26 protein-coding genes are annotated in these 25,891 nt (G+C 59.3%); 16 read left to right on the top strand and 10 right to left on the bottom strand.

What is annotated here, in order from left to right:
• Positions 1 to 41: 41 nt before the first annotated feature.
• The gene (locus tag FCH38_RS18070) at positions 42 to 1,064 is read right to left on the bottom strand and encodes an LLM class flavin-dependent oxidoreductase (protein ID WP_174374623.1); all 1,023 of its coding nucleotides are present in this window, start codon (positions 1,062 to 1,064) and stop codon (positions 42 to 44) included.
• Positions 1,065 to 1,200: 136 nt separating this feature from the next.
• Positions 1,201 to 2,118 (bottom strand): LysR family transcriptional regulator, encoded by a 918-nt coding sequence (locus FCH38_RS18065; protein WP_149901180.1) that lies wholly within the window; start codon positions 2,116 to 2,118, stop codon positions 1,201 to 1,203.
• 233 nt (positions 2,119 to 2,351) lie between these two features.
• Here FCH38_RS18065 and FCH38_RS18060 point away from each other — a divergent pair, with 233 nt between their 5' ends.
• The 12 genes from FCH38_RS18060 to FCH38_RS18005 all read left to right on the top strand — a co-directional run bounded on the left by FCH38_RS18060 (position 2,352) and on the right by FCH38_RS18005 (position 15,692).
• Positions 2,352 to 3,560, top strand: a complete 1,209-nt coding sequence (locus FCH38_RS18060) for an ABC transporter substrate-binding protein (protein WP_153515760.1) — start codon at positions 2,352 to 2,354, stop codon at positions 3,558 to 3,560.
• Between the two features lie 29 nt (positions 3,561 to 3,589).
• Positions 3,590 to 4,375, top strand: coding sequence for an ABC transporter ATP-binding protein (locus FCH38_RS18055; RefSeq protein ID WP_153515761.1), 786 nt, complete (start codon positions 3,590 to 3,592; stop codon positions 4,373 to 4,375).
• Position 4,376: 1 nt separating this feature from the next.
• Entirely contained in the window at positions 4,377 to 5,078 is a 702-nt protein-coding gene (locus FCH38_RS18050; protein WP_153515762.1) for an ABC transporter ATP-binding protein, read from the top strand.
• Positions 5,079 to 5,080: 2 nt separating this feature from the next.
• Positions 5,081 to 5,968, top strand: coding sequence for a branched-chain amino acid ABC transporter permease (locus FCH38_RS18045; RefSeq protein WP_149901176.1), 888 nt, complete (start codon positions 5,081 to 5,083; stop codon positions 5,966 to 5,968).
• A gap of 1 nt (position 5,969) precedes the next feature.
• The gene (locus tag FCH38_RS18040; RefSeq protein WP_149901175.1) at positions 5,970 to 6,977 is read left to right on the top strand and encodes a branched-chain amino acid ABC transporter permease; all 1,008 of its coding nucleotides are present in this window, start codon (positions 5,970 to 5,972) and stop codon (positions 6,975 to 6,977) included.
• Between the two features lie 75 nt (positions 6,978 to 7,052).
• Entirely contained in the window at positions 7,053 to 8,648 is a 1,596-nt protein-coding gene (locus tag FCH38_RS18035) for a GMC family oxidoreductase (protein ID WP_153515806.1), read from the top strand.
• A 13-nt stretch (positions 8,649 to 8,661) separates the two neighbouring features.
• Positions 8,662 to 9,546 (top strand): 3-hydroxyisobutyrate dehydrogenase, encoded by an 885-nt coding sequence (gene mmsB / locus FCH38_RS18030; RefSeq protein WP_153515763.1) that lies wholly within the window; start codon positions 8,662 to 8,664, stop codon positions 9,544 to 9,546.
• Positions 9,543 to 11,498, top strand: a complete 1,956-nt coding sequence (locus FCH38_RS18025) for an acetoacetate--CoA ligase (protein WP_174374622.1) — start codon at positions 9,543 to 9,545, stop codon at positions 11,496 to 11,498. Before mmsB ends, FCH38_RS18025 begins: the two co-directional genes overlap by 4 nt.
• A gap of 4 nt (positions 11,499 to 11,502) precedes the next feature.
• Complete coding sequence (locus tag FCH38_RS18020) at positions 11,503 to 12,288, top strand: 3-hydroxybutyrate dehydrogenase (protein WP_046802127.1); 786 nt, start codon at positions 11,503 to 11,505, stop codon at positions 12,286 to 12,288.
• 242 nt (positions 12,289 to 12,530) lie between these two features.
• Positions 12,531 to 12,836, top strand: a complete 306-nt coding sequence (locus FCH38_RS18015) for a hypothetical protein (RefSeq protein WP_174374621.1) — start codon at positions 12,531 to 12,533, stop codon at positions 12,834 to 12,836.
• A gap of 73 nt (positions 12,837 to 12,909) precedes the next feature.
• Positions 12,910 to 13,251: a hypothetical protein gene (locus tag FCH38_RS18010; RefSeq protein ID WP_153515767.1), complete on the top strand. Its 342-nt coding sequence runs from the start codon at positions 12,910 to 12,912 to the stop codon at positions 13,249 to 13,251.
• 104 nt (positions 13,252 to 13,355) lie between these two features.
• Positions 13,356 to 15,692: a glucose/quinate/shikimate family membrane-bound PQQ-dependent dehydrogenase gene (locus FCH38_RS18005; RefSeq protein WP_174374620.1), complete on the top strand. Its 2,337-nt coding sequence runs from the start codon at positions 13,356 to 13,358 to the stop codon at positions 15,690 to 15,692.
• A 77-nt stretch (positions 15,693 to 15,769) separates the two neighbouring features.
• On the opposite strand, the gene FCH38_RS18000 is transcribed toward FCH38_RS18005, so the two are convergent.
• Entirely contained in the window at positions 15,770 to 16,270 is a 501-nt protein-coding gene (locus FCH38_RS18000) for a ferritin-like domain-containing protein (RefSeq protein WP_142842422.1), read from the bottom strand.
• A gap of 174 nt (positions 16,271 to 16,444) precedes the next feature.
• Here FCH38_RS18000 and FCH38_RS17995 point away from each other — a divergent pair, with 174 nt between their 5' ends.
• Entirely contained in the window at positions 16,445 to 16,930 is a 486-nt protein-coding gene (locus FCH38_RS17995) for an MgtC/SapB family protein (RefSeq protein WP_149901167.1), read from the top strand.
• A 7-nt stretch (positions 16,931 to 16,937) separates the two neighbouring features.
• Here FCH38_RS17995 and FCH38_RS17990 read toward each other — a convergent pair whose 3' ends face one another.
• Genes FCH38_RS17990 through FCH38_RS17965 form a run of 6 tightly spaced genes read right to left on the bottom strand, consistent with a single transcriptional unit; the run spans position 16,938 to position 20,814 of the window.
• Complete coding sequence (locus FCH38_RS17990) at positions 16,938 to 18,164, bottom strand: NAD(P)/FAD-dependent oxidoreductase (protein WP_174374619.1); 1,227 nt, start codon at positions 18,162 to 18,164, stop codon at positions 16,938 to 16,940.
• Positions 18,165 to 18,183: 19 nt separating this feature from the next.
• Complete coding sequence (locus tag FCH38_RS17985; RefSeq protein ID WP_174374618.1) at positions 18,184 to 18,594, bottom strand: TIGR02588 family protein; 411 nt, start codon at positions 18,592 to 18,594, stop codon at positions 18,184 to 18,186.
• 7 nt (positions 18,595 to 18,601) lie between these two features.
• Positions 18,602 to 19,462 carry a TIGR02587 family membrane protein gene (locus tag FCH38_RS17980; RefSeq protein WP_174374617.1) on the bottom strand — a complete coding sequence of 287 codons (861 nt, stop codon included), beginning with the start codon at positions 19,460 to 19,462 and terminating at the stop codon, positions 18,602 to 18,604.
• Between the two features lie 52 nt (positions 19,463 to 19,514).
• On the bottom strand, positions 19,515 to 19,955 hold the full coding sequence (locus FCH38_RS17975) for a PPC domain-containing DNA-binding protein (protein ID WP_174374616.1): 441 nt from the start codon (positions 19,953 to 19,955) through the stop codon (positions 19,515 to 19,517).
• 58 nt (positions 19,956 to 20,013) lie between these two features.
• A complete protein-coding gene (locus tag FCH38_RS17970; protein WP_174374615.1) occupies positions 20,014 to 20,574 on the bottom strand; it encodes a type 1 glutamine amidotransferase domain-containing protein in 561 nt (186 codons plus the stop codon).
• Between the two features lie 18 nt (positions 20,575 to 20,592).
• A complete protein-coding gene (locus FCH38_RS17965) occupies positions 20,593 to 20,814 on the bottom strand; it encodes a hypothetical protein (RefSeq protein ID WP_149901161.1) in 222 nt (73 codons plus the stop codon).
• A gap of 290 nt (positions 20,815 to 21,104) precedes the next feature.
• Between FCH38_RS17965 and FCH38_RS17960 the strand changes: the two genes are divergently transcribed.
• From FCH38_RS17960 to FCH38_RS17950, 3 genes are read left to right on the top strand one after another with little or no spacing between them, the layout of a single operon-like run.
• Positions 21,105 to 21,935, top strand: a complete 831-nt coding sequence (locus tag FCH38_RS17960) for an N-formylglutamate amidohydrolase (protein ID WP_174374614.1) — start codon at positions 21,105 to 21,107, stop codon at positions 21,933 to 21,935.
• Entirely contained in the window at positions 21,932 to 23,809 is a 1,878-nt protein-coding gene (locus FCH38_RS17955) for a flavohemoglobin expression-modulating QEGLA motif protein (protein ID WP_153515775.1), read from the top strand. Before FCH38_RS17960 ends, FCH38_RS17955 begins: the two co-directional genes overlap by 4 nt.
• A gap of 10 nt (positions 23,810 to 23,819) precedes the next feature.
• On the top strand, positions 23,820 to 24,866 hold the full coding sequence (locus FCH38_RS17950) for a glutathione synthase (protein ID WP_174374613.1): 1,047 nt from the start codon (positions 23,820 to 23,822) through the stop codon (positions 24,864 to 24,866).
• 1 nt (position 24,867) lies between these two features.
• Here the strand turns inward: FCH38_RS17950 and FCH38_RS17945 are convergent, their stop codons facing one another.
• A complete protein-coding gene (locus FCH38_RS17945; RefSeq protein ID WP_174374612.1) occupies positions 24,868 to 25,890 on the bottom strand; it encodes an NAD-dependent epimerase in 1,023 nt (340 codons plus the stop codon).
• Between the last annotated feature and the right edge of the window lies 1 nt (position 25,891).

The following is a 25,891-nucleotide window of genomic DNA, read 5'->3' as shown; positions in this document are numbered from 1 at the left end:
GCATGGGAATGCGCCGCCTTGCTCATTTTCAGGAACAGCCGTTAGCGCCAGCCAAGAGCCGGGGCTACATGCTTCAGGATCGTCTCGATCACATGGGCGTTGTAGTCGACGCCCAGCTGGTTCGGCACGGTCAGGAGCAGCGTGTCGGCCTCGGCGATGGCTTCATCGGCTTTCAGCTGTTCGATCAGCGCTTCAGGCTCGGCGGCATAGCTGCGCCCGAAGATCGCACGCGTCTTGTCGTCGATATAACCGATCTTGTCGTCGCCTTCATTGCCGTAACCGAAGTAGGCCCGGTCACGGTCGCTGACGAGGGCGAAGATGCTGCGGCTGACCGAAACACGGGGCTCACGGGCATGTCCGGCTTCCTTCCAGGCTTCCCGGAAGGTGCGGATCTGCTGCGCCTGCTGGACGTGGAAAGGTTCGCCCGTTTCATCCGTCTTCAGGGTGGAGCTTTGCAAGTTCATGCCAAGCTTGGCCGCCCAAACCGCCGTCGCGTTGGAACTCGAACCCCACCAGATGCGCTCGCGCAGCCCTTCGGAATGCGGCTCCAGCCGCAGAAGGCCGGGCGGGTTCGGGAACATCGGTCTCGGGTTCGGTTGGGCAAAACCTTCGCCCTTGAGAAGTTCAAGGAAGACCTCGGTATGTTGCCGCGCCATATCTTCTTCAGTTTCGCCCTCGGCGGGGCGGAAGCCGAAATAACGCCAGCCGTCGATCACCTGTTCCGGTGAGCCACGGCTGATGCCGAGTTGCAGGCGTCCGCCGGCGATGAGGTCGGCCGAACCGGCGTCTTCCGTCATGTAGAACGGGTTTTCATAACGCATGTCGATAACGCCGGTGCCGATTTCTATATTTTTCGTTCTGGCGCCGACGGCGGCCAGAAGCGGAAAAGGCGAGGCAAGCTGGCGGGCGAAATGGTGGACGCGAAAATAGGCGCCGTCGGCGCCCAGTTCTTCTGCTGCGACGGCAAGGTCTATCGATTGCAGCAGCGTGTCTGCGCCCGAGCGGGTCTGCGACTGGGGTGAGGGTGTCCAGTGGCCGAAGGATAAAAATCCGATCTTTTTCATGATGACCTTTCAGATTTCGGAGGATGCCGGCTTTCACAAACCGGCTTCGTTGTTGTCAGTCATATAAGCAACCGCGCACATCCTCCAATCCGCCATCCGTAAACACGGTGTCGCCGAAATGTGAACGATGGCCGTTTCAGGCAATCGTCCTGCGGTTGAGGATGAAGAGATTTTCATGCGCGCGCGCAGTCGTCAGAATGAAATCCATCAGCGAGCGCACGCGCGGCACGTTGGCAAGGTCCTGATGGCTGGTCAGCCAATAGCCTCGCCGCAATTCCACTTCATCGGCAAGAACCATCTGCAAGTCCGGAAAACGGGCGGCGATGAAGTTCGGTAATATACACAGGCCACGGCCGCTTAGCGTGGCGGTTAGCTGGGCGAAAATGCTCGATGACTGAAAGTTGGGGCGCAGGCCGGGCATCACGTCGCGCATATAATCGAGACCCGGCGAAAAAATCAGGTCCTGCACGTAACCGATGAAAAAATGGTCGGGCAAATCCTCACGCCGCGTGATTTTCGGATGGCCGGCGAGATAGGAACGCGAGGCATAGATATGCAGCGTGTAATCGATGATCTGTTCGTTGATGTAAGGACCGGCTTTCGGCGGATCGAGCGTGACGGCCACATCCGCTTCCTTTCTGGAAAGCGCCATGATCTGTTGGATCGTCACCATCTCCACCATGATGTGGGGATGGGTGGCGGCGAAATCTTTCAGCCTCTCCACGAAGAAAAAATTGGAAAAACCTTCAGGGGCGCTTAAGCGCACCACGCCGCGCAGCAGGCTGCCGCTTTCGGAAATATCCGATTGCAGTCTTTCCGCTTCCGCTTCTATACGCTCGACCGTATCGACCAGCCGCCGCCCCACCGTCGTCAGTTCGTAACCACGCGGGTTTCGCTCGAAGAGCTTGGTTTTTAGGGAGAATTCCAGCCGGTCGATGTGGCGGGAGACGGTCGCGTGGCTGGTGCGCAGGCTGCGGGCAGCCGACGAGAGTTGTCCGGTGCGGGCCACGGCCAGAAAATATTGCAGATCGTCCCAGGTAAAAGGCGTGGCCATTTTCGTCTCCCATCACGAGTTCTGTTCAAAAATGAACAGTCCCTGTTCGCAATTTGATGATGCCCGGCTCTTGTGTCAACGGACGAATTCGAGAAGTCTAGGCTCAGGATGCGCCGCTTTGAGGAGGGCGGCGTGACCATTCGAGTGCAACGCCGGAGAAGTGCGCCGCACTGCTTCGTTCACCGTTGCACAGAACCATCTGAGGCTCGCAATCATCTCTGGGAGGAGAAGTCATGCGCAAGAGTATCGTTTTATCCACGGCCATGGCACTGGCCGCTGGCACCGCCGCCTATGCTGCCGATGTTTCCGACGGCAAGGTCAAGATCGGCATCCTGAACGACCAGTCGGGTGTCTATGCCAACTTTGGCGGCAAATACTCTTACGAGGCCGCGAAGATGGCGGTTGAGGATTTCGGCGGCAAGGTGCTGGGTGCGCCGGTCGAGGTGGTGACCGCCGACCATCAGAACAAGGCGGATGTCGCCTCCAACATCGCAAGACAATGGTACGACACCGAACAGGTCGATTCGATCATGGAATTGACCTCGTCGTCAGTGGGCCTGGCCGTACAGGCGCTCTCCAAGGACAAAAAGAAGATCACCGTCAACACGGGTGCGGCAACGACCGAGCTGACGGGCAAACAGTGCAGCCCCTATGGTTTCCATTGGGCCTATGACACCTATTCGCTGGCGGTCGGCACCGGCGGCGCACTGGTGAAACAGGGCGGCGACAGCTGGTTCTTCCTGACTGCCGACTATGCTTTCGGTTACTCGCTGGAAGAAAACACCGCCAATTTCGTTAAAGCCAATGGCGGTAAGGTGCTGGGTTCGGTGCGGCATCCGCTGGCGACAACGGATTATTCCTCCTTCCTGCTGCAGGCGCAGTCTTCGGGCGCGAAGGTCATCGGTCTTGCCAATGCCGGCCTCGACACCTCCAACGCCATCAAGCAGGCGGCTGAATTCGGCATCGTTGCCGGCGGCCAGCGGCTTGCCGCCCTTCTCTTCACACTTGCCGAAGTGCACGGGCTTGGTCTCGAAGCGGCTCAAGGGTTGACGCTGACGGAAGGTTTTTATTGGGACCGTGATGATGAATCGCGCAAATTCGGCGAGCGGTTCAAGGAACGCACCGGCGCCATGCCGAACATGGTGCATGCCGGCACCTATTCCGCCGTGCTGCATTATCTGAAGGCCATCGAAAAGGCCGGCACTGACGATGCCGATGCCGTCGCCAAGGCCATGAAGGAAATGCCCGTCAACGACGTGTTCTCCAAGGACGGTCACGTGGCCGCCAATGGCCGTATGATCCACGACATGTATCTCATGGAAGTGAAGAAGCCGGATGAGAGCAAGCAGCCGTGGGATTATTACAAGGTGCTCGCCACCATCCCCGGCAAGGAAGCCTTCATGGACCCCGCAAAAAGCGGTTGCCCGCTGGTAACGCAATAAAAGACTGACGCAATAAAGGGGAAAGTTTCATGACGATCGCTCCCGCCCTTGCCGGGCAGGCGGAACCTCGCGTCGTGCTGTCGGCGCGCGGTCTCTCCAAGACCTTCGGCGCATTCGCGGCCGTGAAGAATGTCGATCTCGATGTTCACCATGCCCGCGTGCATGCACTGATCGGTCCGAACGGCGCCGGCAAAACCACGGTCTTCAACCTGTTGACCAAGTTTCTCCAGCCGACAGGCGGGGCGATCACCTTCATGGGAACGGACATAACAAAGACGCCGCCGGACAAGGTGGCGCGGCTCGGCCTCGTCAGGTCTTTCCAGATATCGGCGGTGTTTCCGCATCTGACGGTTCTGGAAAATGTACGGGTGGCATTGCAAAGGCCGAATGGCCTTGCAACGCAATTCTGGCTGCCGCTGTCCTCGCTCGACAGGCTGAATGCCCGTGCCGAGGAGCTGATCGCAACGGTTGGCCTGACAAGGGAAAAACATGCGCTTGCGGCCGATCTTTCCTATGGCCGCAAGCGGGTTCTCGAAATCGCCACCACGCTGGCGCTCGATCCCAAGGTTCTGCTGCTGGACGAGCCGATGGCCGGCATGGGTGGTGAAGATGTCTCTCATGTCGCCGAACTCATCCGCGAGGTGGCAAAGACGCGCGCGGTGCTGATGGTCGAACATAATCTGAAAGTCGTGGCGGATATCTGCCACCACGTCACGGTTCTGCAGCGCGGTGAAATTCTGGCGGAGGGCGATTATGCCGCCGTTTCCGCTGATCCGCGTGTGCGAACGGCCTATATGGGCACGGAGGAGGCTTGATATGGCGGCAATGCTCGAAGTCTCCAACCTGAAATCCTGGTATGGCGAAAGCCAGGCCCTGCACGGCGTCGATCTGACCGTCGGCGAGGGTGAAACCATCACCATTCTCGGCCGTAACGGTGTAGGTAAAACCACGACGCTGCGCACCATCATGGGCATCATCCGCAACCGCAAGGGCGTCATCACGCTTGGCGGCAAGGACATGATGCCGGTGCCGCTGCATCGCACGGCGAAATATGGCATCGGGTTCGTACCGGAAGAGCGCGGTATCTTCGCAACGCTGAGTGTCGAGGAAAATCTGAAGCTGCCGCCCGTCGTTGCACCCGGCGGCATGACGCTCGATGAAATATACGAACTGTTTCCAAACCTTTACGAACGCCGCACCAGCCCCGGCACCAAGCTTTCCGGTGGCGAGCAGCAGATGCTGGCCATGGCGCGCATCCTGCGCACCGGAGTGAAGGTGCTGCTGCTTGACGAACCGACCGAGGGACTTGCTCCTGTTATCGTGCAGCGCATCGGCGAAGTGCTGCAAAAGCTGAAGAGCCGCGGCATGACCGTTGTTCTGGTCGAGCAGAATTTCCGTTTTGCCAGCCGCATTGCCGACCGTTTCTACCTGATGGATCATGGCCAGATGGTCAGCAGTTTTCCGGTGGGTGAGCTTTCCGCCCGCATGGGCGAACTCAATAAAGTGCTGGGGGTTTAACGATGACGATGATCTTCGGCATTCCGGTTCAGGCCCTGCTCGGGCAATTGCTGATCGGCCTCATCAACGGCTCGTTTTATGCCCTGCTGTCTTTGGGCCTTGCCGTCATTTTCGGCCTGCTGCGCGTCATCAATTTCGCCCATGGGGCGCAATATATGCTCGGCGCTTTCGTCGCTTTTCTAGGCCTGCAATATTTCGGCATCAATTTCTGGGTGGCGCTGGTGGTGACGCCACTGGTCGTTGCGCTTTTCGGCGCGATCGTTGAGCGTCTCATGCTGTCGCGGCTATATGATCTCGATCCACTTTACGGGCTGCTCTTCACTTTCGGTTTGGCGCTGGTGGTGGAAGGCACGTTCCGCTGGCTCTACGGTGCGGCGGGCCAGCCCTATTCGGTGCCGCGTGAGCTTGCCGGTGGCACCAATCTCGGCTTCATGTTCCTGCCGAATTACCGCGCCTTCGTCGTCGTCATCTCAATGGTCGCCTGCCTTGCCACCTGGGCGCTGATCGAAAAAACGAGGCTTGGCTCCTATCTGCGAGCCGCGACGGAAAACCCGACGCTGGTGCAGGCCTTCGGCATCAACGTGCCGGTGCTCTTGACGCTGACTTACGCGCTGGGGGCGGGCCTTGCAGGCTTCACCGGCGTGCTGGCGGCGCCCATCTATCAGGTCTCGCCGCTGATGGGCACCAACCTCATCATCGTCGTCTTCGCCGTGGTCGTCGTCGGTGGCATGGGGTCGATCATGGGGGCCATTGTCACCGGTTACATGCTCGGCATCGCCGAAGGACTGACCAAGGTGTTTTACCCGGAGGCCTCCAACATCGTCATTTTCGTCATCATGGCCTTTGTGCTGCTCATCCGCCCCGCCGGACTTTTCGGAAAGGACGCCTGATATGTCCAAAGCCACCCATAACCCCACTGCCGGTGCGATGCCGCAGGCCGAAGTTTCGACGACTGCGGGAACCATCAAGACCGTGCTCATTCTGGCGGGGCTTGCCCTGCTCATCGCCGCGCCGATGTTTGTCTATCCGATCTTTCTGATGAAGCTCCTGTGCTTTGCGCTGTTTGCCTGCGCCTTCAATCTGCTCATCGGTTACACGGGACTGTTGTCCTTCGGCCATGCGGCGTTTTTCGGCGGTGCGGCCTATTTCACCGCCTATTCGGTGAAGGAATGGGGCGTGACACCGGAAATCGGCCTTGTCATCGGCATGGCCGGCGCTGCCCTTCTCGGCCTCGTCATCGGCTTTTTCGCCATCCGCCGCCAGGGCATCTATTTCGCCATGATCACGCTGGCGCTATCGCAGATGTTTTATTTCTTCTGTCTTCAGGCTCCGTTTACCCATGGTGAGGACGGCTTGCAGGGCGTGCCGCGCGGCCATCTCTTCGGCCTTCTTGATCTCAACGCGCCGCTCAACATCTATTACACGGTGCTGGCCGCCTTTGTGCTGGCGCTTCTGGTCATCTGGCGTTTCGTCAATTCGCCCTTCGGCATGATCCTGAAATCCATCCGCGAAAACGAGCAGCGCGCCATTTCGCTTGGCTACAGCGTGCAGCGTTACAAGCTCGGCGCCTTCGTCATGTCGGCGGCGCTTGCCGGGCTTGCGGGCGGTCTGAAAGCGCTGGTCTTCCAGTTCGCGACGCTGACCGACGTCACCTGGCAAATGTCCGGCGAAGTGATCCTGATGACGTTGCTCGGTGGCATCGGCACCATGATCGGCCCGATTTTTGGCGCGGGCCTCGTGGTCACCTTGCAGAACTATCTCGCGACATCGGATTTCCCGGTCACCATCATCACCGGCCTTGTGTTCATGGCTTGCGTTCTGGTGTTCCGGCGCGGTTTGATCGGCGAGTTTTATGCGTCGCGTCTGGGGAGAAAACTCGGCTTCCAGCACCGCGGTTAGACATTTTTGAAAACACTGGAAAAGGCCTCCCCCGCGTCCGGGACGACACGGCAAGGGCGGCGCATGGAGAAGAGCATGGGCGAATATGACTATATTGTCATCGGAGCGGGGAGTGCCGGATGCGTTCTCGCCAACCGCCTTTCGAAAGATCCGAACAACCGCGTGCTGCTCTTGGAAGCGGGCGGCAACGACAATTACCACTGGATCCATATTCCGGTCGGTTATCTCTATTGCATCAACAACCCGCGCACCGACTGGTGTTTCAAGACGGCGGAAGAGCCGGGCCTTAACGGTCGCGCGCTGATCTATCCGCGTGGCAAGGTTCTGGGCGGCTGCTCCTCCATCAACGGCATGATCTATATGCGCGGTCAGGCGCGGGACTATGACGTCTGGCGTCAGCTCGGCTGCGAGGGCTGGGGCTGGAACGACATCCTGCCCTATTTCTTGAAGTCGGAGGATTTTTATCGCGGCAAGAGCGACCTGCATTCCGCCGGTGGCGAGTGGCGCGTGGAAAAAGCCCGTGTGCGCTGGGATGTGCTTGATGCCTTCCAGAAGGCGGCGGGTGAAGCGGGTATTCCCGCGACCGAGGATTTCAACCGCGGCGACAATGAGGGTGCCGGTTATTTCGATGTGAACCAGCGCTCTGGCTGGCGCTGGAACACGGCCAAGGCATTTCTGAAGCCGGCGCTTGGTCGCAAGAACCTCACGGTCCTCACCAAGGCGCATGTCAAGCGGCTGATCATCGAAGAAGGCCGGGTCACGGGCGTGGAGTTTCACCATGACGGTGTCTTGAAAAAGATGCGGGCGCGGCGCGAGACGGTGCTTTCCGCGGGGGCAATCGGCTCGCCGCATATTCTGGAGCTTTCCGGTGTCGGCCGGGGTGATGTGCTTCAGGCCGCCGGCATCGATACCGTAGCGGAGGTTCAGGGCGTGGGCGAAAACCTGCAGGATCACCTGCAATTGCGCATGGTCTATAAGGTTTCCGGTGTTCTGACGCTGAATGAGAGGGCCTCCACCCTGTTCGGCAAGGCGCGGATCGGTCTTGAATATGCGCTGACCCGCTCCGGGCCGATGTCGATGGCGCCCAGCCAGCTCGGCGTCTTCACCCGTTCTTCGCCGGAAAAGGAAACCGCCGATCTGGAATATCATGTTCAGCCGGTTTCACTCGACAAGTTTGGTGATCCGGTTCACACTTTTCCGGCCATTACCGCAAGTGTCTGCAATCTGCGGCCGGAAAGCCGCGGCTCAGTGCATGTGAAAGGACCGGATTTCGCCATGCAGCCGGAAATCCGCCCGAACTATCTTTCCACGGAAGGCGACCGCCAGGTGGCCATCGATTCCATGCGACTGACGCGCCGCATCGTCGCCCAGCCAGCCTTTGCCCGGTTCAAGCCACAGGAATACCGACCCGGCCCCTCCTTCGAAAACGACAATGATCTCGCCAGGGCGGCGGGCGATATCGGCACAACCATTTTTCATCCCGTCGGCACGTTGCGCATGGGATCGGATACGGAAAGTGTTGTCGATAACAGGCTGAAGTTCCGCAGGCTTGCGGGGCTGCGTGTCGCGGATGCATCCATCATGCCGCGGATCACATCCGGAAATACCAATTCGCCGACGATCATGATTGCCGAAAAGGCTGCCGACATGATCCTTGCGGATAATCGCTGAAAGGAACGCTCCCATGAAGACCGTCGCTTTTATCGGACTTGGACATATGGGCCTGCCGATGGCCGCCAATCTCGTCAGGGCGGGTTATACCGTGAGGGGTTTTGACCTTTCTGAAACCTGCCGCGCGGCGGCGAGGGAAGCCGGCATTCCCGTTGCTGCGGATTCCGCCGAGGCGACGGCAGCGGCTGATGTGATCATCACCATGCTGCCCAAGGGCGAACATGTGGTTTCGGTCTATGGCGATCTGGTTCGAAAGGTATCTGCGGGCACGCTGCTCATCGATTGTTCGACGGTGGATATGGAAAGCGCCCTGAAGGCGCATGAGCTGGCCGCTTCCGCCGGTTGCCCCTCGGTCGATGCGCCTGTCTCCGGCGGCACGGGTGGGGCGGCAGCAGGCACCTTGACCTTCATGTGCGGCGGCGAGGCCGACGCCTTTTCGGCGGCAAGGCCGGTGCTGGAGGCGATGGGCAAGAAGATCGTCCATTGCGGCAAGGGCGGCAACGGCCAGGCGGCGAAGATCTGCAACAACATGATCCTCGGCATTTCCATGATTGCGGTCTCTGAAGCCTTCGTGCTCGGCGAAAAACTCGGTCTTTCGCATCAGGCGCTGTTCGATGTCGCGTCCACCTCCTCGGGGCAATGCTGGTCGCTCACCACCTATTGCCCGGTGCCGGGGCCGGTGCCGACATCGCCCGCCAACAAGGAGTACCAGCCCGGATTTGCGGCGGCCCTGATGCTCAAGGATCTGAAGCTTTCGCAGGAGGCCGCCAATGGAGCCGGGGCCTCCACCCCGCTTGGTGCAGCGGCATCGGCGCTTTACGAGAACTTCGTCGGCGAGGGCGGCGGCGGGCGTGATTTTTCCGCCATCGTCGAGATGCTGCGCGGGAGCGAAGCATGACGGACGCCGCGCCTTCCGATATTTTGTGGGTGCCGGCGAGGGAAAGGCTGGCGCGCTCGGCACTTTTTTCCTTCGCAGAGAAAACGGCAAAACTGCACGGGGTGGCCGCCGATGATTATGCCGGCCTGCTGCGCTGGTCCATCGATGCACCGGATGACTTTTACGATGCGCTGTGGGATGAACTCGGCATTATCGGCACACGCGGAGAAACGGCGTTCAAAGCCGGTGCTACGATCCGGGATGTTGAGTTCTATCCGGGTGCTAGGCTCAACTATGCCGAAAACCTGCTGCGCGATGCCGACGAGCGGCTGGCCATCATCGCCCATCGCGACGATGGCACCCGGCGCGAGATAAGCCGGAGGGAACTTTACGACGAGGTCTCCCGCATGGTGCAGGCGCTCACCCATGCGGGCGTGAAGGAAGGCGACCGAGTTGGGGCCATCGTCACTCATGATATCGAGGCGATCGTCAGCTATCTGGCCGTCAGCGCCATCGGCGCCATCTGGTCGTCCTGCTCGCCGGATTTCGGCCCGGCCGGCGCTTCCGATCGTCTGTCGCAGATCGACCCAAAAATCCTCATCGCCGTGCCGGAATATGGTTATGCCGGCAAGCGCATCGATGTCGGCCCCACCATCCGTGCCGTGGCGGAAAGTGCGAGACCCGAAAAGATCGTGCTGATCGGTGATGTGGTTCCTTCCGGCCTTGCCGATCTCGGCTGTGTGACGCTCACGGATTTCGTCTCGCCACATAAGGTGGGGGAGATTACCTTCAACCGGCTGCCTATCAAGGCGCCGTTGGCGATCCTTTATTCCTCCGGCACAACCGGCAAACCGAAATGCATCACCCATTCCGGCGGCGGGCTGCTGCTTCAGCACATGAAGGAGCAGAAGCTGCAATGCGATATCAGGCAGGGCGAGCGCTTCTTCTACTTCACCACCTGCGGCTGGATGATGTGGAACTGGCAGGTCTCCGGTCTGGCGCTTGGCGCAACGCTCGTCACCTATGATGGCAACCCCGGTTATCCCAACCCTGCGCGGCTGATCGATCTCATCGATGCCGAACGGATCGCTACCTTCGGCACCTCGGCCAAGTTCATCGATGCCTGCCTGAAGGCCGGGCTGAAACCGCGTGAAAGCCATGACCTGTCCTCTCTGAGAACAATTCTTTCCACCGGCTCGCCGCTCATTCCGCAATCCTTCGATTATATCTATCGCGACTGGAAGGCCGACGTGCATCTCGCCTCCATTTCCGGTGGCACGGATATCTGCGCCTGTTTCCTTGGCGGCAATCCGTTGCAGCCGGTTCATCGCGGTGAATTGCAGGGCGCGATGCTGGGCATGGATATCGATACGCTGGATGATGACGGCCGTTCCGTTCGCGGCGTTGCCGGTGAGCTTGTCTGCCGCAATGCGCATCTGTCCATGCCGGTCAAATTCTGGGGCGATGAGGATGGTTCGCGCTATCAGGCCGCCTATTTCGACCGTTTTCCGGGCATCTGGGCGCATGGCGATTTTGCCGAAATGCGCCCATCCGGCGGTTATGTCATCCATGGCCGTTCGGACACGACGCTCAATCCCGGCGGGGTCCGCATCGGCACGGCTGAGATCTATCGGCAGGTGGAAACGGTACCTGATGTGGAAGAGGCCATTGCCGTGGGGCAGGACTTCGATGGAGACCAGCGGGTCATCCTTTTCCTGCGCATGAAAGGTGGCGCGGCCCTGACGGAAGAGCTGGAAAAGACCATCCGCACCCGCATCCGTTCAGGTGCCACGCCGCGGCATGTGCCGGCAAGGATCATCGCCGTCAGTGCCATTCCCCGCACCCGTTCGGGCAAGATTTCCGAAATCGCGGTGCGCGATACCATTCATGGCCGGCCGGTGAAGAATGCCGATGCGCTCGCTAATCCCGAGGCACTCGATCTTTTCCGCAACCTGCCGCAACTGAAGGACTAGGCCGATGGAGGACCAACCGAAAACCGTGCTCGTCACGGGTTCCACCAGCGGCATCGGGCTCGCCATCGCCAAACGTTTTGCCGAGGCGGGGTATCTGGTCGCGGTGCATGGCATAGAGACGACGGAAGAGGCGACGCAGGCCCTGGAGATGGTTGCGCAGGTGGCGCGGCACAGGCCGGTCTATTTTTCGGCTAATCTCGCCCACTATGACGAGAGCGCGCATCTGCCGGAAACGGTCATTGCCGAGTTCGGCCACATCGACGTGCTGGTCAACAATGCCGGCATCCAGAAGGTCGCGCCGATCGACGAGTTCGATTTCGCCGATTTTTCCCGCATCGTCGCCATCTCGCTCGACAGCGCTTTTCACACCATCCACGCGGCCCTGCCGGGCATGAAGGAAAGGGGCTGGGGCCGCATCGTCAACATCGCCTCCGCCCACGGCCTGCGTGCCTCGCCCTTCAAGGGGCCTTATGTGGCGACTAAACATGCGGTGGTGGGGCTGACGAAAAGCGTGGCGCTGGAGGTGGCCGAACTCGGCATCACCTGCAATGCGATCTGCCCTGGTTATGTCTGGACCCCGCTCGTTGCCGCACAGGTCGCGGATCAGGCGCGGGTGCATGGCATGAGCGAGGAGGATGTGGTGAAGAAGGTGATGCTTGCGCCGCAGCCGACCAGACAATTTGTGCAACCGGAAGAAGTGGCGGAGATGGCGCTTTATCTCGCGGGTGACATGGCGCGATCCATCACAGGAACGACTATCTCCATCGACGGTGGCTGGACCGCAAAGTAATTTCTGCCGGCGTGCCTTGCGAAGCCGTCGCTTGCTTCCGGCATTATTCTGCGATTTTCCATTGTGTAGCTTTGTCGGGGCGCTGAAACGCGAAGATGTAGGCTGCTGATCTGACGCTTTATGACGTATTATTAGCACAATCTGACTATTCGCTGTGGTTGTGTCGCAATAGGGGGTGCACATTGCCGGCGAACATGCCACAGTGGGACATTGTTTTTAATTGATCTATTTTTCTGATAATCATGATGTTGAAAATTTTTACTTTTCTGGAGATTCTGCCGGTATGGCGCAGCCGTCGCCTTGAGGCAAAAAAATATCGGGCTGCCGGCGGTCATTCCGAATTTGGTGGCATGCGAGCGCCTGTGCGGTTGAACCAAACCCCTGCTCCCGCCGCGAGCACTGGAACCTTCCCGGATAAGCCGTGCGAAACGGCGGATGCCGATGCCCGGCGAACAACATCTTGGCTGGGGCTCAGGCAAAGCTTCAGCGCGCTGGAGACGCCTGCTGATCCTTATCTGGATATGCCCCGTGCGGCCGAGTGTGCCTGAAGGCTCTCTCTTCTATCTGGAACAAAACCCTGACCCTGCGGATTAAATTGGCAGGTTACAGGGAGTAAAAGATATGGCCAGAGAAAATGCCAGCTATCTCCACGGTCGGGACGCTCCGAAAACGGAGACGGCAACCCGGGCGCGGCAGGGATCCAGAGGACGGCCGGTTCTTGTCATTCTGATTGTCAGCTTTTTTCTTGCGCTGGTCGTCTGGGCGGTCGTTGAATATTCGGTTTTTGAGCCGGATGAAAATCGTCCGCAAAGCACGCAGACCGAGACGGCACCTGTGCCGCAGCAACCTTCCGGCTCCGGAAGCTTCGACAACAACCCTGCAAATGGCCGTGTAGCGCCGCCAGCTTCCACCGATACAAATCCCTCACGACAGGATTCGACGGGGGCGCCGCAAAACCCTTAACGACCATGACGTGAAATTTTTCATGACAAATGAATAGTTTGTGTGGAACCAGATTGGCCCCGATTTCATTTCACCCAAAGTGACAGGAATCGGGGGTTTCATTCATGGCAGTCACCGTCACTGCGGTTGTTCTCACGCTGATCGGCCTTGCGCTGTTTGGTTTCGGCTCCCAGCTCGTAATGCTGGGCGGCAGTTTTTATTATGTCCTTTCTGGTTTGGCCTTCCTGTTGACGGCCACTCTGCTCTTCAAGCGCAATCGCGCCGCACTCCATGTTTATGCTGTTTTCATTGTCGCAACGCTCGCCTGGGCAATCTGGGAAGTGGGTTTCGACTGGTGGCAGCTTGGTCCGCGTGGCGGCATCGTCATTCTCATCGGTCTGTGGCTGCTTGTGCCCTGGGTCAGAAAGCCGCTCGGGTTTTCCAGCCCAACGGGGCTTAACTACGGCCCGAACGCTTGGCCGCTCGCCTTGTCCGTTCTCGCTTCGATCGTGGTCGCCGGATATTCCATGACGCAGGATCCGCACGGCAAGTCCGGTTCATTGTCGCAGGAGACAGTGTCTGCGACGCCCGCCTATGGCGGGAACGTGCCGGATAGCGAATGGCACCAATATGGCCGCACGCCTTATGGCCAGCGTTATTCGCCACTCACGCAGGTCAATGTCGACAATGTCTCGCAGCTGAAGGAAGCCTGGCGTTACCAGACGGGCGACGTGAAACTGCCTGACGACGTGGGTGAAACCACCTATCAGGTGACGCCGCTCAAGGTTGGCAATTCACTTTACATCTGCACGCCGCATAATTGGGCGATCGCCATCGATGCGGCAACCGGCAAGGAAAAGTGGAAATACGACCCGAATGTCGGTCTCAATCCGGACCGCCAGCACCAGACGTGCCGTGGCGTTTCCTATTATGCCGAGCCGAATGCCGCTCAAGGCACGGCATGCGCCGAGCGCGTCTACCTGCCGACTTCGGATGCGCGGCTGATCGCGCTTGATGCTGCGACCGGTCAGGTCTGCACCTCCTTTGCCGATCAGGGTGTCCTGCATCTCGAGCAGGGCATGAAATACAATCCTGCCGGTTATTATTATTCGACCTCGCCGCCCGTCATCGCGGCGGGCAAGATCATCATCGGCGGTGCGGTGAATGACAATTATTCCACGCAGGAACAGTCCGGCGTCATCCGTGCTTTCGATGTGAACAGCGGTGCCCTGATCTGGAACTGGGATTCCGGCAATCCGGAAAAGACCGAGCCGATTGCGGCGGGCGAGACCTATACGACCAACTCGCCGAACAGCTGGTCGGTACTGAGCTATGACGAGGGCCTCGGCCTGGTTTATGTCCCGCTCGGCAATCAGGTGCCGGACCAGCTTGGCATGGGCCGCAGCGAGAATGTGGAGAAATATTCCTCCTCCATTGTTGCGCTCGATATCAATACCGGCAAGGACCGCTGGGTGCGCCAGACGGTCCATCACGATCTCTGGGACATGGACGTTCCCGCACAGCCTGTGCTGCTCGACATTACGAAGGACGGCCAGAGCGTGCCTGCCCTTGTCGGTCCGACCAAACAGGGCGATATCTATGTTCTCGACCGGCGCACCGGCGAGCCGCTTCTGCCGATTACGGAAGAACCGGCACCGGGCGGAGCGATCCCTGAAGACTTCACCTCGCCGACGCAGCCGACGACGGCCCTGTCTTTCAAGCCGGAGCCGCTGAAGGAAAAGGACATGTGGGGCGTCTCCATGTTCGATCAGCTCGCCTGCCGCATCCGCTTCCATCAGCTGGACTACAAGGGCCGTTATACGCCGCCCTCGCTTAATGGCTCGATCATCTATCCGGGCAATTTCGGCACCTTCAACTGGGGCAGCGTAGCGGTAGATCCCGAGCGGCAGGTCATGTTCGGCATGCCGACATATCTTGCCTTTACCTCCAAGCTCGTTCCGCGCGCCGACATCCCCCCGAAGGGACAGGATGAGAAGGGTAGCGAGCAAGGTCTGAACCGCAATGACGGCGCGCCTTATGGCGTGTTCATGGGACCGTTCCTCGGTCCGTTGAAAATCCCCTGCCAGGCGCCGCCATGGGGTTATGTCGCGGGTGCTGATCTGCGCACCGGCGATATCGCCTACAAGCACAAGAACGGCACGGTCTATGACATGACGCCGCTGCCGTTGCCCTTCAAGGTGGGCGTGCCGGGCATTGGCGGGCCGATGATCACCAAGGGCGGCGTGGCCTTCCTCGGTGCTGCTGTGGATAATTTTCTGCGCGCTTACGACCTCACAACCGGCAAACAGCTCTGGGAAGCGCGCCTGCCGGCCGGTGGTCAGGCAACGCCCATGACCTATGCGCTGGAAGGCGGCAAGCAATATGTGGTGATGGTTGCGGGTGGTCATGGTTCCGTCGGCACCAAACCGGGCGACTATGTGATCGCTTATACGCTGCCGTAAAACGCGGCAGCTTCAGATAAATAAAAAACCGGAATGGGAGACCATTCCGGTTTTTGCTTGTGCGGTTGAAGAGGTGATCATGCCGCCTTTTTCTGAGCCGCAGCATTGATCGAGGTCTTGGCGAGCGAGGTCAGCGCATCGTCGGTCTTGGTTTCTTCCTTGAGCGTGGCGTCCAGCAGCGAAACCGCCTTTGTGTGCCCAAGCTTTTCCGCCCAGGCTTTCAGCGTGCCGTAACGGGCGATTTCATAATGCTCGACGGCCTGGGCCGACGAAATGAGACCGGCATCGAGCGCCGCAGTGCCCTTGAACTCATCAATGATCTCTTCGCCCTCGGCGATGATGCCCTGGATCGCTTCACAGGTCTTGCCCTGCGCCCGCTTGCCGATGACTTCGAATACTTCCTGCAGGCGCTCCACGTGACCCTGCGTCTCTTCCTTGTGTTTTTCAAACGCCTGTTTCAGCTTCGGGTCGGTCGCTGCCCGGGCCATTTTCGGCAGGGCTTTCAGAATCTGCCTTTCGGCGTAATAGATATCCTTCAGCGTATCATAAAACAGGTCGTCGAGTTTCTTCTCGGCCATTGTTCCTTCTCCCATGGTGTGAAAATTCACGATGTGCGCTTATGCGCACGGGAGACAAACCCTTCGCAGTCCCTATGGTTCCGGCTCCGTTGCGCGCAACGTTTATATTGCCGCGCGGAACCAACCGGCCTTCCCGAACTTACTGGTGATGAAATTTCGGGAGGAGACGCGATAGTGCCCCAGAGCCTTGCAGAAGAATTTTCCATGAATGTTTCCATGCCTTTCGAGGTGCTGCTGGTGCGCGTGTTCGGCGCGGTCATCCTGTGCGGCCTGATCGGGCTGGAGCGGGAGTTTCACAAGAACACCGCCGGTCTGCGCACCAACATGCTGATCGGCCTTGCCGCCGTCACCTTCTGTGTCATCACCATCCACATGATGGAGACGATGGCGGAAGGCCATGAGGCGGCGCGGCTCGATCCCATCCGGCTGGTGGAGGCCGTGACGGCCGGCATCGCCTTTCTAGCCGCGGGCGTGGTCGTTTATACCAAAGGTGACGTCAAAGGCCTGACGACGGGGGCCAGCATGTGGCTTTCGGCCGCGATCGGCCTCTCTGCCGGGCTCGGCATGTGGCCGCTCGCGCTGTTAGCCTCCGGCGTCGGGATTATCGTTCTCTGGACGCTTCGCCGCATGCAGGTGGCCGCCGGCATCAAGGAAGACTGATCGGGCATCAACCGAAGCGGAAAAGATCGGCGTCTGGGTCCTTGCCGCCATTAACGGCGGCGGCGACGATTTCGGCGGCGATCTGGCTGAAGGTGATGCCGTTGCCGCCGAAACCCATGACGGCATAGACATTCTTCATGCCGGGAACCGTGCCGATCAGCGGCAGGCCGGTGGTGGTGGTGCCAAACGCCGCTGCCCAGCGATATTCCGGTTCGCCGATATCGACGCCGAGCAGTTTTTCGATCTTGCTGCGGATAATTTTCGTTTTAGTGGCCAGCTTGCGCTCCGACTGGAAGGCGGTGGGATTTTCCTCATCTTCGCCGCCGGCAATCATGCGTCCGTTTCGATCGGTGCGCAGATAAAGATAGGGGTCGGAAGCCTCCCAGACGATGTGGTTCTCCAGCCAGTCCGGCAGTTCAAGTCCTTTCCTGCTCGCCATTGCCCAGGTGGAAATGATCTGGTGTTTCGGACTTTCGAGCATCTTCAGAAATTGATATCCGGTGCAGAAGACGACATTGCGGGCGGAGAGGATTTTGCCCTCAGCGGTCGCAAGGACCACCTCGTCACCGAGATTTCTAAGATCGGTGATTTCAAGCTGTGAGACAATTTCAGCGCCTGCACCCGCCGTGTGGCGCAACAGGCCCGCTGTCAGCTGCGCGGGATTGGCGGAGGCCGAGATGTCGCTGAGAATGGCGGCGGTCCGCTCTAGGCCATATTGTTCTTGTAGTTCCGCAGCAGTGAGGAACGTGGCCTCGATGCCAGCCTCCTCGCGCGCAGCTGCTTCCGTCTTCAACGCGCGAGACCCCATTTCGTCTCCGGCAAGGTAAAGCGCCTGCTTGCGCGCCATGCTGCAGGAGATGCCGAGCGAAGTGACGATTTCTTCGAGACGCAAGACGGCGCGGGCCGAGCGCTGCCATGCCCTGTCGGCGGCATCCTTGCCGATCATCTTTCTGAGTTCCGTCAGCGGTGTGTCGATCTCGTGCTGGATCATCGCGGTGCTGGCCACGCTGCTGCCCATCACCGGTTCGCCTTTATCGATAATCAGCATGGATTGCCCCGGGCGATGCAGCGCGTGCGACACCAGCGCGCCGCTGATGCCGGCGCCGACGACGATCGTGTCGTAACGGTCGGCTTTTGGCGTCTTTCCGCTGCGGATGCCGATGCGCGGGCTATCGGCCCAGAGCGGCTTTGAATCCCTGAGATCGCGTTCTTTCGTCAGTTTGGATGTTGGCATGAAATAGTCCTGAAAGGTCTCACGGCTCGGTATAGCCGGAGACGTTGAGATTGAGTGTGCCGCGGCGGGGGTCGTTGCGGAAGAAAAGCGTGCCGGCATCCTTTGATTCCGAGGCGACATAATCGAATGTCACATCAGCGCTTTCCTGCATCGCGCCGTCTTGCTCCAGGTCGCCGCGCACCTGCACCTGCGCCGCCGTCGTCATCGAGAGATTGCGGATATCGAACTTCACGCGGTACGAACCGGATTGCCCCTCCACGCTGGTGACGGCTATTTCGAAACGGGCATCCTCCGGCTGGTAACGATAGATGTCGTAGGCTATCCAGCCGAGCATGGCCGTAACGAGAAGCGTGCAGATCGCGCCTGTCACCCATTCTATCCAGTGGGGATCGGAACTTTCGGTGTGTTTGTTACCCTTCGATGTCGTCATCTTGTCCTCACAGGATCAATCGGGCAGAGGCCGCGCCGATCGAAGCCGGAACGCCGAGAATGACGGCGGCGCTCATGATCTGCGACAGCGACGTATGGTCGAGACGCTCGAAGGTCCAGAGCGTGTAGATGCTGATGGCGATGGCGATGACATAGCCCGGCAGGGTAAAACGGATGAAGGACTGCCACCATTGCTGCCCCTCATGCAGCTGGTGAGAGCCCTTGAAATGAAGCGCGTAAACGAAGCCATGCATGATGGCGATCGACAGCAGGCAGAGCGCCAGAATGTGATAGGGCGTCACCTTATAGGCGATCAGGATCATCTCTTCCGTCGGCGCGACATTGAGGCTCAGAAACAGCGCGCCGACCATCATCATGAACAGCTCGTGCAGATAACCGGTCTCGCCGGAATATTCGCCTTCTTCTTCGTCCTGCGCATCCGAATGCTGGCCGAGCTGACTGCGGCCGAGCAGCGCGCCGATGCTCGCCGGCACGGATTGCAGCGCAATCTTGGTGATGATGGTGGAGACGGTCATCTGGTCGTTCAGGATACCGAACAGCAGCAGCACAGCGGCGCTGACGGCTATGCCGAGCCCATAAGCCGTGATCGCGTCGCGCAGCGCCGGGCCCCAGGAATGAATATTCTCAAAGCCGATGCGGCGGGCGAGAAGCAGCAGCAGCGGCAGGTTGAGGATGCAGAGGAGCAGCAGCCGCCACGGATTGATGTAAAGACCGAGAAACCACATTTCCATGGTCATCAGCATCGGCAGTGCAAACAGCAGAGCACCCGCCGTGCCGCGTGCCAGACCGGTCAGAAACTGTCTGACCTCATCGTCACCGGTGTCTTGTCGATTGATTGCTGCCGCCATGCCGCCCCTCACATGGGGGAATAACGCAATGGTGTTTTTCCGGTTCCGCCGTTTATTTCGCGGGATCGATAAGGGCGATGCCGAATTCCGGGCGATAGCTGCGCCGCAATTCCGCGGGTGTTTCGCGGATGACCACTTCCAGGGTCGGTCGTACCACTCCCTTCAGAAAATGGCCGCCCCTGGTGGACCCATCCGCAAAGCCCAGCACCACATGCAGATGCGGATTGGGGTCATCGTTTTCATCTAGGGTAATATCGCCGAGCAGGCTCAGAACCTCGCTCTGCTCGGCAACCGGTATTTCCTTGTACTCCCGCGTCGAAAGATCGAAAAAGGCGAGGGTTGCCGTTGCAAAGGCACCGATGGCCGTCACTGATGCAGCGTTGATGTTTTCCGTGCCCGCAAAACGCCGGATGGCCTCGAAGGCTTCTTCCTCCGGCTCGATGATGAGAATGAAAGTGCGCTCAGCACCACCTGAAAGCAATCTGCTTTTCATGGATGTCTCCCATTAAGAGTGCCGCCGGAGAAACCGGCGGCACAGGTTTGTATGGTCCTCAGGCGGCGCGGCGCTCGTGGCGGCCTTCCTCGATCTCTTCGACGATCTTGGCGACGAAGGCGTCCAGGTCCTCGGGACTGCGAGAGGTGATGATGCCCTTGTCCGTCACCACCTTTTCGTCCTTCCAGTTGGCGCCGGCGTTTTTCAGGTCTGTCTTGATCGACCAATAAGAGGTGGCGTCACGACCGCGCAGGGCATCCGCTTCCACCAGCAGCCATGGCGCATGGCAGATGGCGGCCACCACCTTGCCGGATTTGACGAAATCGCGCACCACGCGCATCGCATCCTCATCATGGCGCAGAATATCCGGGTTGATCTGGCCACCCGGAAGAACCAGCGCGTCAAAATCATCCGATTTGACGTTCTTGGCGGAAAGATCGACGGCGATGCTGTCGCCCCAGTTCTTTTCATCCCAGCTCTTGATTTCGCCTGTTTTGATCGAGGCGATCTTTACATCGGCACCTTTGGCCTTCAGCTGATCGTAGGGCACCCTGAGTTCCGAGCGTTCATAGCCGTCGGTTGCGAGAATGACGATTTTTGCAGCGTTGATTGAAGTCATGTCTGTCTCCTTCTGTGTTCAGTCGTCCTTGTCCGAATTCACGGAGGGCAGGAAAAATTCCACGTCCTTGCGGCGTTCGGCCTCGAGATTTTCGATGTGCGTTTGCCAGAATGTCTCGGCCTCTGCCGGTTCGTTTTCCCATTGGCGCACGAAGGTCTTGTTGTCGTCGATCATCACCTGACGTGTGCCGCCGAGCCGCAGGTATTCTTCCGCAAGTTTGCGCGTTTCGGTCTTTTCCATGTCGCAGCTCCTTGTGCGCGGAAAGTGGGGACGGAGGGACGCCGGATGGGTAAGAAGCTCGACTGCCGCTTCGTTGGCCACCGGGAGAAAACGGAAAAATCCCGATGTTCTTCGGCACCATCACGTCCGTTTGACACGGCGGCCCTCCTGTCAGAACAACGTGAGCTTTCCGGTATGGTTCCGCAGTTTTTCGGGCGGTGTCTGTACAGGGGGCAAATGTATCGTGCGCAATTTTTCCCGGAACAAACGGGCAAGTCGCGTTGTTTTACACCCGATGCAGGGGAGGCAGCATGGCAGCCAGACATAGCGACGGCGAACATTACGGTCACAACAAAAACAGCGGTTTCTGGTCGATCGACTTCGGCAATTCCCCTGTTGTCGGCACGGCCATTCATGACGGCCATTTCATTCGCCCGGAGGTGGCGGAGTTCATGGCCCTTTCAGCCGAACAGAGGCTGCGCGAGGAAGATCCCTTCACCGGCGAGATGATTTCGGGGCTGACTAATCGTCTCGTCGTTCATCATTCTCGCTTCGAAATCGATCTCAACCGCGCTGCCGATCAGGCGATCTACCTGAAGCCCGAGCAATCCTGGGGGCTTGAGGTCTGGAACGAGGAGCCGACAGAGGAAGCGCTTCGGCAATCGCTCCACTTCCACGCCGATTATTATGCGATGCTGGAGACGGTTCTGTCCGCGGTGGAACGGCGGTACGGAGCTTTCGTGGTGCTGGATACGCACAGCTACAATCATCGCCGGCAGGGCGCTGCCGCGCCTGCGACGGCGCAGGTGGAAGCGCCCGATATCAATATCGGTACATTTTCCATGGATCGCAGCCGCTGGAGCGATGTGGTCAGCGCCGTCGGTCATCATTTCGCGTCAGCGACCATTGGTGGTCGACGCCTTGATGTGCGAGAGAATGTGGCGTTTCAGGGCAAAGGGGAGCAGACCCGCTTCATCCACGAAAGATTTGCCGAAAACGGCTGCGCGATTGCAATCGAGTTCAAGAAATTCTTCATGGATGAATGGACGGGAAAGCCGGACACACGGGTGATCTCGGATATCCGTGATACGATCGCCGCCCTTCAGCCGGTTCTTGAGAAATGCCTGGGGTCGCGGCGATGAGTGTTTCCTCCGCCCGCAGCGAGCCTTCCCCCATCGCCGATCTGGTGGATGATGTCGTCTCCTGCCTGGAGGCCGGCAAGGCTATCCGCCGGGATGTCGGAAAAAACGGCAGGCTGCACATCGACCGGCCGCTGCCGTTCCTCTGCCTGCATCTGACGGGCGGCACGAAAGACCTCGCTGCGCGGGATATCGCCGCCGCCCACGCATCCTATCTCATAGCGTCGAACATTCAGGAGGCTGCGCCGCTGATCGAGGCTGTTGGCATGGCCATGCGGCAGCGCTTCGGCGCTTTCTTGGTAATCGATATAGGCGAGCTGGAACACGATATTCTGCTGGCCGACGATTCCCCCTTCCTGCCGCATTATGAGGTTTCCGTTTCAGCGACCTCCGAACCGGAAACGCAGAAAGCCCGCCGGGTCTTCATCAAGGCGGTCTGTGATGCCGAAGTGCGGTTTCGCACGCCGCGCATCACCCGGCCGGAGCTGGATGCCGATCCGATCCTCAGGTTTCAGAATGCCGGTCTGGATTTTCCCTGCATCAGTGTGCGCTTCGCGCCGATCTATCGACAGCCGGAATCCGGCGCCGATTATCCCGGCCTGCGTGAGACGATGATCGCCGATCTTTTCGATGCTGGTCTGCAAGCCTTCTCGTCATTTGCTTCCGGCATGGATGCGCTGAAAGTCACCAGCCACCGGGCGCTTGGCCGTAAGGCCTTTGTCGATGCCGTCCGGCGCGCCGATCGCTCAGTGGATGAGATCGTTTCATCCTTCGATTTTCTTCTGTCCGTTACACCGATCAATGCCCGCCGGGCGTTTGAGGAGTTTCGCGATGGCAGCTTTCAATTTGCGCCACGCCTGCTTTATCGGCCGCTCGGCGTTGATGTCGAGGAGCAGAAACGCAGGCTCTATTCCGTCGTCTTCGATCATCTGGAAGACCCGGTGCTCTATCATCTCTACCGGGAGAAACAGCAGGAGATCGATCTGCAGCTAACGATGCTTGCGAACCTGCATCACCGAACCTTCACCGATTTTTCGCGCGCCCTCTATGGCGCAGTCGAACCCGCCCTTCTCACGCTGGCGCTTCGTGTGCTTGAGGACTGCCCACGCGCCCAGGAAAGCGGCGAAATCGCCATGGTCGATTGTTACGCGGTCGCCAGGAAATCGCGCGAGATGGTCGAGACCTATCTGGCGGAAGAACCGGAATTCAAGGCCCGCGTTGAAATCCGCGACGACCTGCCGCCCGGCCTGATGGTGACGGGCGAGAAGCTTTTGATTTCCCGCCACACCGTCATGGAACAGCGCCGCGTCGAGGCACTGCTGTCGCATGAGATCGGCGTGCATCTTCTCACCTATTTCAACGGCTCGTCTCAGGGCCTGCGGCTCTTCCGCACCGGCCTTTCCGGTTATGAGGGCGTGCAGGAGGGGCTGGCGGTGCTGGCGGAACATCTGGCCGGTGGCATGACGCGCGAGCGCCTGCGGCTGATTGCCGGGCGCGTCGTCGGCTGCGCCACCATGCTTGATGGCGCGACTTTCGTTGAGACCTTCCGCATCATGACCCGCGATCACGGTTTCGACGAGGCCGGCGCTTTCAACATGGTGCTGCGCATCTATCGCGGCGGCGGCCTATCGAAGGATGCGATTTATCTGCGTGGGCTGGCCGAGGTGCTGGAGCATTTGCGCAGGGGCGGGGCGCTCGATCCATTCTGGATGGGCAAGATCGCTGCCGCCCATTTCCCTGTCATGCAGGAGCTTGCCCTGCGCGGTCTCTTGCGACCGCCGGGTGTCAGGCCCGCTTTCTTACTGCCCGCTAAGGCCAATGAGCGGCTCGAAAAAATACGGGCGGGATTATCCATTGCCGAACTGGCGACATTATAGGAGGGGCTTCATGCGTATTGCATTTTTCGTCAATTCCATCGAGACCGAGGGACCAAATTACGCTACCGGCCTGCTGGCCAGGGCGGCGCTCAATCGCGGCCATGAGGTGGTTTATCTCACACCCGGCGACTTCACCTTGCGGTCGGATGACAGCCTGACCATCCATGCCACCGTACTGCCGAAGGCGAAAATCAAGAAGGGCGAGACATTCCACACCACGCTTCAGGATAAGGCGCTGGAGCGGCGGACCATGGATATCGAGGAAATCGACGCGCTGATGCTGCGCAACGACCCGTCGCTCGACCAGACGACACGGCCATGGGCCGTGCATGCCGGCATTCTGTTCGGGCGGCTTGCCGAACAGCGCGGCGTTGTGGTGCTGAACGATCCGGAAGGTCTGGCGCTGGCGCAGAACAAGCTCTATTTCCAGAGCTTTCCCGAAATCGTCCGGCCGACCACGATCATTTCGCGTAATGTCGAGGAAATCCGGGCCTTTGCCGATGCCCATCCCAAGGGCGTCATCGTCAAGCCGCTGCAGGGCTCCGGCGGCAAGAATGTCTTCAAGATCGGCTCCAGCAAGGAAGCCAACCTCAACCAGATTTTCGAGGCGGTCAGCCTTGAGGGTTATCTGATCGCGCAGGCCTATCTGCCGGCCGCCAAGGACGGCGATATTCGCTTCTTCATGATGAATGGCCGGCCGCTGATGCGGGACGGCCAATATGCAGCGCTTCGTCGCGTGCCGGCCAAAGGCGATCTTCGCTCCAACATCCACGCCAAAGGCACGGCGGAAGCGGTGAAGGTGACGGACGACATCGTGGCGCTGGCTGAAATGATGCGGCCGAAGCTGGTGGAGGACGGCATGTTCCTCGTGGGGCTTGATATTGTTGGCGACAAGATACTGGAGGTGAACGTGTTTTCGCCCGGTGGGTTATCGAATATCCTCGAACTCACCAATGTTGATTTCAGCGATACGATCATCGAAGCAGTGGAAACCAAAGTCTCCATGCAGGCCGCATCGGGTGGCGCGCTCTCCAACCGGTTGCTCGCAACGCTCTGAACTACTCCCGCAGTTCGGATGATTGCATTTGCCCATACCAGGCGACGAGGGCCTTGATGCCCTCCTCGACCGGGGTTTGTGGCACATAACCGGTCAATGCCCTCAGAAGATCGGGTGAGGCAAAGGTGCGCGGAACGTCGCCCTGCTGCATCGGCAGCATGTTGCGGATTGCCGGCTTGCCGACTGCCTTTTCGATCGTTTCGACGAATTGCATCAGCTCCACCGGCTGGCCGCCGCCAATATTGACGACGCGGAAGGGCGCGTGGTGCGAGAGTGTGTCGGTGACACCTTCCTGCGTAACCCGGTTTTCTTCCGACGGGATGATCTGGCTCAACCGGACGATGCCTTCGACCAGATCGTCGATATAGGTGAAGTCGCGGCTCATATTGCCTTGGCCGTAAATATCGATCGGCCGGCCGTTGGAGACGGCATCGACGAATTTGATCGGCGCCATGTCCGGCCGGCCCCATGGCCCGTAGACCGTAAAGAAGCGGAATGCTGTGGTGGGTAATTTGTGCAGATGTGCATAGCTATGCGCCATCAGCTCCATCGATTTTTTGGTGGCGGCATAAAGCGTCATCGGCTCGTCGGCCTTGTCGCTCTCCGCAAAGGGGATTTTTTCGTTGGCGCCGTAGATGGAGGAGGTCGATGCCAGCATCAGGTGCTTGACGTCAAGGCTTCTCGCGAGCTCCAGCATGTTGAACGAGCCGATGAGATTGGAATCGATATAGGCGCGCGGATTTTCAAGGCTGTAACGAACACCGGCCTGGGCGGCGAGATGGATGATGATTTCCGGTTCTGCGGCCTCCGCCGCCCGCTTCAGCGCATCGGTATCTTCCAGCATGCCGATTTCGGCCCGGAAGCCGTTGGAGCGGGAAAGGATGGCGTGGCGCTTTTCTTTCAGGCTGACATCATAATATTTCGTCATGCCGTCGAAGCCGGTCACGAAGTGGCCGGCATCCAGCAGCCGCTTTGCGACGTAAAAGCCGATGAAGCCAGCCGTGCCGGTAACCAGATAACGCATG

The organism is Agrobacterium tumefaciens (assembly GCF_013337285.1).
GTDB lineage: Bacteria > Pseudomonadota > Alphaproteobacteria > Rhizobiales > Rhizobiaceae > Agrobacterium > Agrobacterium burrii.
Note: the sequence above shows the minus strand (reverse complement) of the source record. Positions and strands in the feature narration are given on the sequence as shown.